The sequence below is a fragment of the Campylobacter concisus genome, assembly GCF_050447485.1.
Taxonomy (GTDB): Bacteria; Campylobacterota; Campylobacteria; order Campylobacterales; family Campylobacteraceae; genus Campylobacter_A; species Campylobacter_A concisus_BQ.
This window is the reverse complement of sequence record NZ_JALMFY010000001.1, coordinates 1,604,357-1,614,930: the sequence shown is the minus strand read 5'-3', so window position 1 is coordinate 1,614,930 and position 10,574 is coordinate 1,604,357. Positions and strand designations below refer to the sequence as shown.

At 41.7% G+C, this 10,574-nt stretch carries 14 protein-coding genes and 1 pseudogene; 2 read left to right on the top strand and 13 right to left on the bottom strand.

The window, feature by feature from the left end; translation table 11 throughout:
- Positions 1-101: 101 nt before the first annotated feature.
- Positions 102-461, bottom strand: a pseudogene (gene proA, locus MTT29_RS08170) (glutamate-5-semialdehyde dehydrogenase); the annotation flags it as partial.
- A 187-nt stretch (positions 462-648) separates the two neighbouring features.
- Between proA and nhaA the strand changes: the two are divergent.
- Both nhaA and MTT29_RS08160 read left to right on the top strand, forming a co-directional pair.
- The gene (nhaA, locus tag MTT29_RS08165; protein ID WP_298036316.1) at positions 649-1,833 is read left to right on the top strand and encodes a Na+/H+ antiporter NhaA; all 1,185 of its coding nucleotides are present in this window, start codon (positions 649-651) and stop codon (positions 1,831-1,833) included.
- An 81-nt stretch (positions 1,834-1,914) separates the two neighbouring features.
- A complete protein-coding gene (locus tag MTT29_RS08160; RefSeq protein WP_275586093.1) occupies positions 1,915-2,043 on the top strand; it encodes a hypothetical protein in 129 nt (42 codons plus the stop codon).
- A 77-nt stretch (positions 2,044-2,120) separates the two neighbouring features.
- Here MTT29_RS08160 and MTT29_RS08155 read toward each other — a convergent pair whose 3' ends face one another.
- From MTT29_RS08155 to MTT29_RS08100, 12 genes are all read right to left on the bottom strand, one after another.
- Positions 2,121-2,591, bottom strand: a complete 471-nt coding sequence (locus tag MTT29_RS08155; RefSeq protein ID WP_429800305.1) for a FixH family protein — start codon at positions 2,589-2,591, stop codon at positions 2,121-2,123.
- The gene (locus tag MTT29_RS08150) at positions 2,584-3,153 is read right to left on the bottom strand and encodes a hypothetical protein (protein WP_103558638.1); all 570 of its coding nucleotides are present in this window, start codon (positions 3,151-3,153) and stop codon (positions 2,584-2,586) included. Before MTT29_RS08150 ends, MTT29_RS08155 begins: the two co-directional genes overlap by 8 nt.
- A gap of 103 nt (positions 3,154-3,256) precedes the next feature.
- Positions 3,257-3,472, bottom strand: coding sequence for a DUF4006 family protein (locus MTT29_RS08145; protein ID WP_012001194.1), 216 nt, complete (start codon positions 3,470-3,472; stop codon positions 3,257-3,259).
- Positions 3,472-4,335, bottom strand: coding sequence for a cbb3-type cytochrome c oxidase N-terminal domain-containing protein (locus MTT29_RS08140; protein ID WP_429800304.1), 864 nt, complete (start codon positions 4,333-4,335; stop codon positions 3,472-3,474). Before MTT29_RS08140 ends, MTT29_RS08145 begins: the two co-directional genes overlap by 1 nt.
- Entirely contained in the window at positions 4,323-4,535 is a 213-nt protein-coding gene (locus MTT29_RS08135; RefSeq protein WP_002939259.1) for a cytochrome c oxidase, cbb3-type, CcoQ subunit, read from the bottom strand. The genes MTT29_RS08140 and MTT29_RS08135 overlap by 13 nt, the downstream gene beginning before the upstream one ends.
- Positions 4,536-4,544: 9 nt before the next feature.
- Positions 4,545-5,210 carry a cytochrome-c oxidase, cbb3-type subunit II gene (ccoO, locus tag MTT29_RS08130; RefSeq protein WP_103558642.1) on the bottom strand — a complete coding sequence of 222 codons (666 nt, stop codon included), beginning with the start codon at positions 5,208-5,210 and terminating at the stop codon, positions 4,545-4,547.
- Positions 5,210-6,700 carry a cytochrome-c oxidase, cbb3-type subunit I gene (ccoN, locus tag MTT29_RS08125; protein ID WP_009294848.1) on the bottom strand — a complete coding sequence of 497 codons (1,491 nt, stop codon included), beginning with the start codon at positions 6,698-6,700 and terminating at the stop codon, positions 5,210-5,212. The genes ccoO and ccoN overlap by 1 nt, the downstream gene beginning before the upstream one ends.
- A gap of 92 nt (positions 6,701-6,792) precedes the next feature.
- Positions 6,793-7,476: a response regulator transcription factor gene (locus MTT29_RS08120; RefSeq protein WP_012001191.1), complete on the bottom strand. Its 684-nt coding sequence runs from the start codon at positions 7,474-7,476 to the stop codon at positions 6,793-6,795.
- Positions 7,469-8,209, bottom strand: a complete 741-nt coding sequence (locus MTT29_RS08115; RefSeq protein WP_429800303.1) for a sensor histidine kinase — start codon at positions 8,207-8,209, stop codon at positions 7,469-7,471. Before MTT29_RS08115 ends, MTT29_RS08120 begins: the two co-directional genes overlap by 8 nt.
- The gene (locus tag MTT29_RS08110) at positions 8,202-8,867 is read right to left on the bottom strand and encodes a sulfite exporter TauE/SafE family protein (RefSeq protein WP_429800302.1); all 666 of its coding nucleotides are present in this window, start codon (positions 8,865-8,867) and stop codon (positions 8,202-8,204) included. Before MTT29_RS08110 ends, MTT29_RS08115 begins: the two co-directional genes overlap by 8 nt.
- Complete coding sequence (gene carA, locus MTT29_RS08105) at positions 8,867-9,985, bottom strand: glutamine-hydrolyzing carbamoyl-phosphate synthase small subunit (RefSeq protein WP_429800301.1); 1,119 nt, start codon at positions 9,983-9,985, stop codon at positions 8,867-8,869. Before carA ends, MTT29_RS08110 begins: the two co-directional genes overlap by 1 nt.
- Complete coding sequence (locus MTT29_RS08100) at positions 9,985-10,536, bottom strand: DUF507 family protein (protein ID WP_429800300.1); 552 nt, start codon at positions 10,534-10,536, stop codon at positions 9,985-9,987. Before MTT29_RS08100 ends, carA begins: the two co-directional genes overlap by 1 nt.
- Positions 10,537-10,574: the final 38 nt, after the last annotated feature.

Below are 10,574 nucleotides of genomic sequence, written 5' to 3'. Positions count from 1 at the left end.
AATCTAAAAAAGGAGCAAAAATGCATAAAGAGTTAAACAGATCTGGCTTTTACTACGGCTTTCCTGTCCTGCTTGCTACTACAAAAGATCAAAAAGAGCGAGATGATACCGAGCACCCCCAGCGGCACGCGAATGCGGCTGATTTGCATGCCGTTTGGATGGCTCCAGCCGCCTAAATTTTCGCCTACGACCTCGGCAAAGCCCGCCACCTCGCGCACACCCTTCGCCATAGCCTCGATGCGGGCATCCGTTAGTCGCAAACGATCAAGCAACGCCAAGCTAAGGCCCGATTTCTCGCCGTTTGCAAGGTCTTTGGCGTTTGCCGCTTTTATAGCCTCTTTTTGCGCTAGCAGCTCGTCCGCCACGGCGTTTAAAATTTCAAATTTAGCCCTGCTATCAAGTCTCAAAAGCTCGCCACAAACAACCTTTGCACGCTTACATATATCTAAAATTTCATTCATTTTCGCTCCTTAATCTATAAAAACCGTGCGCAAGCGTCCCGCTCCCGCAAGCGCGGCATGGCAAATTTTAGCGACGTGTCTACTAAATTTACCTTTAAATTTGACTTGATTATAGCCAAATTCGCCCGAATTTTATGCGAGCGTAAAAATACGCTATAATCGCCAAATTTTATAAAAAGGAAGCAAAATGGGCGGAATAAAAGAGTTTTTAAAACACGAAGCCAGCGGCGGGATTTTGCTGATGATCGCTACGGTCGCGGCGCTACTGTGTCAAAATACGTTTTTGAGCGATTTTTACAACGAATTTTTAAATACCAAATTTACCATGAGCTTCGGCGAATACGGACTAAGCAAACCCCTGATCTTGTGGGTGAACGACGGGTTGATGGCGGTATTTTTCTTTCTCATCGGACTTGAGCTAAAGCGCGAGGTGCTGGAGGGCGAGCTAAAAAATCCGTCGCAAATCGCGCTGCCAGCGATCGGCGCGGCAGGTGGCCTGATAGTGCCCGCGGTTATCTTCTATCTTTTTACGAAGCACGACTCCTTCGCGCTTGGCGGCTGGGCGATACCGACGGCGACGGATATCGCGTTTGCTCTGGGGATTTTGAGCCTACTCGGGCCTCGCGTACCGACTAGTTTAAAAATTTTCCTCATGACGCTAGCGATCGTCGACGACCTTTGCGCGATCGTGATTATCGCGCTATTTTACACGAGCGAGCTTAGCGCCCAAATGCTTGCGGTCGCGAGCGTTTGTCTAGCCGCGCTTTTCGTGCTAAACAGACTCGGCGTAAAGAGCAAGGCGGCGTATCTGATCGTAGGCGCGGTGATGTGGGTAGCGGTGCTAAAATCAGGCGTTCACGCCACGCTTGCCGGCGTCGTGGCGGCCTTTTTCATACCGCTTAGCTTTAAAGACGAGCCGGGCAAATCTATGCTAAAAAGCATCGAGCACGACCTGCACGGCTGGGTAGCGTTTGGCGTGCTGCCGATATTTGCCTTCGTAAACGCAGGCATCTCACTGCGAGGCGTCGGACTGGACGAGATTTTGTCTCCGGTCGCGCTAGGCACGGCGCTGGGGCTTTTCGTCGGCAAGCAAATCGGAGTATTTGGATTTAGCTTTTTAGCGATCAAATTTAAGCTAGCCAAGCTGCCCGAGGGGTCAAATTTCATCCAGCTTTACGGCATCGCCGTGCTTTGCGGCGTAGGATTTACGATGAGCCTTTTCGTTAACGGCCTAGCCTACAACGACACGGACGCCTTTGCCTACACCGACAAGCTCGCTATCTTGCTAGGTTCGGTAGTTTCGGGTGCCGCGGGGTTTATATTGCTTAAATTTAGCGCCAAAAACCAAAGCGCGCGCATAAAAGAGTGCTAGATACAGATAAAAACGATCGTAGAAAAGTGCGAGATAAAAGAGTGGCTTTGCATCGTCACTTGCAAGATAGTTGGCATATTTGTGGATGAAAATTTACTAAAAGATGAAAAGATCGATACTAAAAATTGGTCGCCTCTAATCTATAAATTTAAAGAGTATGTTAAAACTGGCAAGCGTTTGGGCTTAAATTTTGGCTTTAAAGAGCTCTGAGCTGGCATTTAGCGAATTTGTGGGTAAATTTATTTGGTTTTGACTTTGGCTAAAAAACTTTTGGGTACAAATTTAGTCTATTTTGTAGCGTTAAAATCAAATTTATAATATCTCGTATCTTGCTTGTCGCTAAGCCTTAAAAGTAGCTGCCACCTGCCCTCTTTTAGGCTAACGCTCTCGCTTACAAGCTCATTTTCTTGCCATGAGGCGTTTAATGTTTTGTTATCTTTGTTTGTTTGTGGGCGAGTGAGTAAAATTTCATAGCTAAGACTTGAAATTTCGCCGTTTTTTGGCGTTAAAAGAAATTTAAATTTGCCATGCAAGCCTTTAAATTCTGGCTCGAATTTAAGCTCAAATTTCTTATCAAATCTAGCCTCACTCTCTTTTATAAAAGTGATGTTTTCATCGACGCTTTGGTGACTTTGCATATAAGCACTATCCATCTCGACTGGGTTGTTTATCGCAACAACGATGGTTGCGGCGCAAGCTAAGATGATAGCCACTATACTAAGCACGATGCCGTAAGGCCAAAAGCTCTTTTTAGCCATTTTTTACCTTTTTATAAAAGATGATGAGAACGAAAAATGCGATCAAGCCGTAGATGAAAATTCGCAAGAAATTTAAGGTCGTTTTGTTTGAGCTGCCAATACCACTTTCTAGCTTTAAATTTAAGCTCCCAGCGATCTGCTCGGCGATATCAGCGTAGCCGTTTAAGATGGCGGCATTATAGACATCTTTGCCATTTTTTGAGACTAAAATGGGGATGATCGTGCCTGATTCTGGACTTACGCTTAAAATTTGCTCCTTATTAAAGAGCTTTGAAGTGTTTGTATCGCTAAAAATTTCAACCTTTTGCTTATCTTTTATGAGCGCCAAGAAGACAAAAGGCGAGCTTAAATTTTGCTCTTTAAAAAGCATGCCAAGCTCGCCATCTTTATATACGCCAACTACTAAATTTATGCCGCTTTTTTGATAAAGCTCGTCTCCTATCTCATTTAGTTTTTGGCTCACTTTTTGGCTTAAAATTCCATCATCATTGATAACGAAATTTGCACCCCAAGCCAAATTTTGCCAGAGCAAAATGATAAAAATGAGTGCAAATTTCTTCAAATTTAGCCTACAAAGAGGTGATTTGGTGTAAGCACTGACCACGCGCAAATGGCGCCTGCAACGATTATTAGCAGGATAATGGCTTTTTCTATTATGCCTAGCATCACTTCTCCTTTACAATGACGTGTTTAGCGTTATCTACGCTCTTCATCTCGATACTAGCTGCATCTTTGAGTGAGTAAGGCTTGGTCGCGACCTCTTTTTGCAAGCCGATGCCAATGTATGTAAGCACCGCTAGGATAGAGAGCAAAAGCACCACCGCTATTAAAAACCCGCTAATGCCGTTTAAGGCAAAGATGTTTCTATTATTATTTTCCATTATTCGCCCTTTGATAGCGATATGACGTACTCGCCAACTGCGCTTTGCTGGATCTCGTTTAGCCTGCCATCATTAAATTTAGGCATAGTGCCGATCGCTCCTTTTTTGCCGCGATTTAGCACGTCAGCCACAAAGCTAGCCGAGCCATATTTGCTAAGATCAACCGACATGCCATCCATGCCCTTGCCATCTTCGCCGTGACACGCCGCACATGCAGCATAAAGCTCTTTGCCAGTGGCTACTAAATTTTTATTTTTAGTGCTTTTTATCGCGCTTATCTCTTTAGCTACGTATGCTGCAATCGCCTTTGCGCCATCAGCGTCAGCTAAGCCCGCTGGCATCTCACCCATAGGATAATCAAGCCCCTTTGAGCCATTTAGTATAGTCTCGACTATGCCTTTTTCGCTACCCCAAATTTGTAAATTTGCAGCCTTGCCACCTATGCCATCGCCTGTGATGCCGTGACATGCTGAGCACTGCACGAGATATATGCTCTCGCCCATAGCGTGAAGCGTCTCTTTGCTTGGATTTGCATACTCTTTTTCAAATTTAGCGTTTGCTTCTTTGACCTCTTTATTATACTCGCCGATTTGTGAGTAAGAATTTAAAGGATAGCCTAGTAAATAGTACCAAACCGCCCAAACTAACGCTAGTAAAAAGACAACCGCCCAGCCAAGTGGGACAGGGTTTTTGTACTCACCTATGCCGTCCCAGTTATGCTCGCTAAGTTCAACGCTATCATCTTTTTTAACCTTCATCTGCCCCACGTACCTGCCAGCCACAACGATGGTAAGCACGATGATTAGAGCCGCTCCTATAAGAGCTAGTAAATTTACATTATCTTCTAAATTTAGCCATTGCATACGCTCTCCTTTGTAGCCTTACGCTCTAAAATTTCGCCACCGATCTCATCGTTAAGTGCGAGCTTTGAGTACTTCTCGTAGTTTCTTCTGCCAGTTTTTTCACTCTTATATAGATGAAAAAAGTAGGCGTACAAAGTGATCGCCAAAAATGCTGTTAAGAAAAAATAGCCATAAGCTTGAAACTCTCTAATGTTTTCCATCTCTCGCTCCTACTTTAGGCTATTTAGATAAGCGATGAGTGCTACGATCTGGCGAATTTCACCTTTTGCAAAAGCACTTTTTACCTGCTCATCTTTCATATTTTCAACGATAGCTGCAGCCTCGGCCTTGACGTTAGCATTTGTCTGCTCTAACGTGCCAAGTGCTGGCATATCTTTTTCGTCATAAGGCGTGTTAAAGACCTTTTTAACCGTTAGCGCTTCAGCGTAAGCAGTCTCTATATCAGCATTTTTCTTAAACAAAAATGGATATGCTGGCATGATCGAGCCTGGCACTACTGAGGCTGGATTTAGCATGTGATTTTCATGCCAGTCAGTCGTTCTATAGTTGCCCACACGCATAAGATCTGGACCTGTTCTTTTTGAGCCCCAAAGGTGCGGACGATCGTATGCAAACTCACCACTTAGCGAATACATGCCGTATCTATCAGTCTCAGCTTTAAACGGACGGATCATTTGAGAGTGGCAAGTGTTGCAGCCATTTTGCATATAGATGTTTTTGCCAGCTAGCTCTAAGACGGTGTAAGGCTTTGTACCCTCAAGCGGTCTAGCTCTGTTTGCAAAGTCTGGCAAAATTTCAACTATGCCAGCGTAAGCGATGACGACAAATACACAAACTGCAAAAAAGAATGGATTTTTTTCTAACCAAGCAAACATCACATCACCTCCGCGCTAGCTTTTGCCCCGCCGCCCATTGGCGAAGCGCTTTTTGGCTCTGCTAAGATAGCTTTAGCAGAAGTTGATTTGTAGATGTTATAAGCAAACATCAAGAAGCCAACTAGATAAAGAAGTCCGCCAATAGCCCTTATATAGTAGTATGGGATAAGCACAACTACCGTGTCTATGAACGAGTAGAGTAAATTTCCGTAGCTATCAGTCGCTCTCCACATCATACCTTGTGTGATACCAGCGATCCACATAGAAGCAAAGTATAAAACGATACCTGTTGTTTGTATCCAAAACTGAGCTTCCATTAGCGACTTTGAGTAAATTTCACGCTTAAACACACGTGGTGTCATGTGATAAAGTGCCGCCATGATCATAAAGCCAACCCAGCCAAGTGCGCCGTCGTGAACGTGTCCTGGTACCCAGTCGGTAAAGTGTGCTAGAGCATTTACAGACTTGATAGAAAGTATCGGTCCTTCAAGTGTCGAGAACATATAAAATGTAGAAGCTAGAACCATAAATTTAATAAGCGGACTCTCTCTAAGCTGCGCCCACTCGCCCTTCATCGTAAGAAGGATGTTTATCGCTGAACCCCATGAAGGCAGGATCAAAACGATAGAAAAGACTGAGCCCATAGTCTGCATCCAATCAGGCGTAGCAGAGTATATGAGGTGGTGTCCGCCAGCCCAAAGGTAGATAAACATCAGACCCCAGAATGAAAATAGCGATAATTTATATGAAAATATCGGCTGGCCGCTCTCTTTTGGCAAGAAATAATAAATTTGAGCGATGATAGCCACTGTAAAGACGAATGCAACTGCGTTGTGGCCGTACCACCACTGAACCAAAGCGTCGTTTGAGCCAGCATACATAGAGACAGAGTGTAGCCATGAGCCATATCCGCTAACAAGTCTTGTTGGAACTTCCATATTGTTAAAGAGATATAGCATCGCAACGCCTAAAAATGTAGCGATGTAGTACCAAACTGAGATATAAAGCGTCTTTTCGCGGCGGATACCGATGAGGCCAAATATACTAACGCCCCAAAGCACCCAAACAACGACTACTGCGATATCTAGTGGCCACTCAAGCTCGGCGTACTCTTTCGCTGTGCTTTCGCCCATAAAAAGCGTAACAACAGCTAAAATCATAACAAGCATATATAGCCAAAAATGAAGCTTGCCGATAAACATCAAAAATGGCGACTCGCTCATCGAGACCTTTAAAACACGCTGTCCGATGTAGTACCAAGTGGCAAATATGCCAGATAGCATAAAGCCAAAGATGATACCATTAGTATGAAGAGGACGCAACCTCCCAAACGCCGAATATTCGCCGGCTATGTAGTTAAGCTCTGGACAGGCCATTTGAAAAGCTATAACTACGCCAACAACCATGCCTATGATACCAAAGAGTATCGTGGCAAACATAAATAGCTTTGCTACACTATAATCATAGTGTAGTAGCTGAGATGGTCGCATAAAATATCCTCCTAGTTAAATTTATATTAATGATTCGTTATTTTAGAGTATAAGGACTATAAAAAAACTTAATTAATATAAATTCTCATTAACTAGGAAAGTCTTCTGTCTATTTTGTAACCAAGTCCTGGGACATTTTTTATAAAATTATTGCCAACTTTGTCTCTAACGCGCTTAACAAAGGTTCTAATAGCTGCCTCAGTAACGCTCTCGCCAACCCAAACGACGCTTTTGATCTCATCGTGAAGCACAAGCGTACCAAGTCTTTTTATCAAAAGTGAGATAAATGCAAGCTCTTTTTTAGTAAGCGAAATTTCAACGCCATCTCTGATAAGTACACGCTTGATCTTATTAAAGCTATATCCGTTTGCGACTTGGATGATATTTGCAGTTTCTATCTTGCTTTTTGCGACATTTTCTATAGTTTTTAAAAGATCATCTGCCATGATAGGTTTTATAAGATACTTATCAACACCAACATCGATCGCCTTTAACAAAGTCTCTTTTTCGCTATGCGCACTTAGGACGATGACAGGTGTGTCTTTAGAAATTTCCTTGATATATCTTGTCATATCAAGTCCATCGCTAATTGGCATAAATACATCTGTAATTACCATATTTGGGTTGTATTTTTTAAATTTTTTCAAACCTTCATCGCCATTTTGAGCAGTAAAAACTTTCTCAAAATTGTCACTTAGCACATCGTGCATGATCTTTTTGCTATCGCTATCATCTTCGACAAGCAAAACCGTTAGGTTCTTTAAAATTTTATTCATCTATCTCTCCTTTGTGTGGTAACTTTATTAAAAAACAGGCCCCATTGTCGCTGTTGCCCGCTGTTATTTCTGCGTTAAATTGATCGATTATTTGCTTTGACATATAAAGTCCTAAGCCAGTACCTTTGGCATTTTCTTTGGTGGTAAAATATGGCTTAAATATCTCATCTATCACATTTTTATCTATGCCACCACCATTATCTTCTACGCTTAGGTAAGCAAATTTTTCGTCATTATCAATCTTTATTTTTATATTTTTATCTTCTATATTTTTTAAATTTAGTGCATCTTTTGCGTTATTTAGTAAATTTATAATGACTTGCATAAGTCTGTTTTTGTGGCCATAAATTTTAGAATCGCCTAGAACTTCAAGCTCTATACGAATGCCATCTTTTTTCATCACGCCTTTTACGATCTGTATCGATGCTCTAGCTGCATCTGCTAGGCTAAATTCTTGCGAAAGTGTGTTTGGGTTTAAAAACGAGCTAAACTCATCAGTAGTTTCTGACATATACTTTATGATCTGCATAGCCCTCTCATAAGAGCCAATAAATTCGCCGTCTTCGCTGCCTGCGAGCTTTTTCATCTTATATAAAACTAAGCTTAGCTCATTTAGCGGCTGCTTCCACTGATGGGTTATATTTGCCATCATCTCGCCCATCATCGCGAGCTTAACAATCCTCATACCCTCGCTACTTGATAGAAAATTTTCATCTAAATTTAAACTAGGCATTTGCTCTATATCCTAAAAATGATAGATAAAGTCCGTTTAAGATCATTATGCAAGCTGAGAGCTTAAACATGATCTCTTTAAATTTCTCTCTTAGCAAACCAAAAACAAAACTAGCTAACAGCATCGCTGGCAATGTGCAAAGCCCAAAGATAAGCATTATGAGCGACGCATCGGCTGCATTTGCGCTTAAAACTCCAAGCGCTAAAAAATAATAGACCACTCCACAAGGAAGCAAGCCATTTAAAAAGCCAAGCAGCAAGAAATTTGCTAAATTTCTCTTTTGCACGCTTGTTTTTGCCATTTTTACTATAAATTTAAGTGCTTTTTCGCTCTCTATAAATTTTAAAAGCTCGCCCCTAAAAAGCAATGCGATGCCAATAAATGCGATCACTAGGCCAACTATGAAAAATATAACACCTCTTGCTTGCACACCAAAACTAATGGCTGCTCCAAAAGCGCCAAACAGTGCTCCCAAAGCCACATAAGCAAAAATTCTAGCTAGGTTATAAAGCGTGCTTAGCATTAAAATTTTACTCTTACTTTTGCCTTTAAAAAATAGAGCTTGCAAGCCCAAAAACCCGCTACACATCCCGACACAATGACTAAAGCTGCTCATAAAAGCAACCGCGATGATCGTGTAGAGGCTTATATCTTGCATTATAAAATTTCTAAAAACTGCTTAAATATATATTTGCTCTCGTTAGGACCACTGCTTGCTTCTGGGTGATGTTGCACCGAGAAGATCGGATAGTCCTTGTATCTTACGCCCTCGATCGTGTTGTCAAACAAATTTCTATGTGTCACAACCGCTACTTCAGCGATGCTCTCTGGTACGTTATAGTTGTGATTTTGCGTTGTTATCTCGATCGCTTTTGTCTCTAAATTTAAGACTGGATGATTTGCTCCGTGCTGACCAAATTTAAGTTTATATGTCTCGTATCCAAAGGCATTTGAAAGCAGCTGATGACCAAGGCAGATGCCAAATATCGGGATCTTAGCCTCTATCATCTTTTTGATCTCGGCGATCTCAGCCTTTAAATTCTTTGGCTCACCTGGGCCATTTGATAAAAATACCCCGTTTATCTCGCCATTTTTAAATTTCTCTATCAAAACCTCAGCCTTAGTATCGTGTGGTACGACGATAACCTCAAGTCCAGTTTCGCATAGCTCATTTAGGATATTTCTCTTTACTCCAAAGTCAAAAACAGCTATCTTTTTGCCGATACTTTTTAGCGGTTTATATGATTTTAAATTTCTATCCCAAGCGCCTTTTTTATGCTCGTACTCATCCATTGCGCTCACTGTTTTTACATAGTTTATATTTTCTATGCGTCCGCTACTTTCTAGCCTGCGTTTTAGCTCATCTTTGTCGCTTATCTGCGTTGAGATGTATGCCATCAAAGCGCCTTCATCACGTAGCATCTTTGTTAGATATCTAGTATCTACGTCATAAACACCAAATTTGCCATGCTCTTCAAAAAATTTACCCAAAGATTTTTGCGAGCGGTAGTTTGACGGAGTCTCGTTGTAGCTTCTCATTATTACGCCGCTTGCGTGAATTCTAAGGCTCTCCATATCATCTTCGTTTATGCCAACGATGCCGATCTCTGGCATAGTAAAGACGATAAACTGACCAGCATAGCTTGGATCGCTCATGATCTCCTCATAGCCAGTCATAGAGGTATTAAAAACGAGCTCGCCTGCACACTCGCCGTGAGCACCAAAGGCCTTTGCCTCTAAAAAAACGCCGTTTTCAATGTAGATATAAGCTTTCATTAAAGCATTCCTCTTTTTTTAAGCTCATCTTGATATAAACGCTCAAAAATCAGGTCGTATTCGTCAGTTCCTGGGATAAGTTTGCGTTTGTAGTTTTGCATCATCTCATAGACGTTATCTTCTATCTTCTCATAGCTCTTTAGATACTCATCTATCGAGCCATATATCACGTTTTTTACGCGGTTTTCAGATACGCTATAATCAACCAACCCGCTCTTCCAAATAGTTTCAAGTATCTTGTGAGCGACATTGCTAAATCTATCTTCATGAGTTAAAATGACGTCAAATTCGCCAGCAAGTTTCTTTTTAACGAGCCAAAACATATTTTTGCGGTCGATTTGCATAGTTTGCATCTCGTCCTCGTTTTTCTCTAAAAGCTCATTTACTCGCTCATCTAGCGCTCTTTCTTTTTGAACGTCGGTAGTTAAAATTTCACTTGCTTTTGCTACGATTGGCTCAATACCTTTGTTTAACTTTACAAAACCACAGTTTAAAAGATCTATTGCTATTTTATGTGAGACATAAGGTACGTGTGGAAGTTTTATACGCATTTTAAACCTTTAAATTTTTATGCCATTGTAACTAAATA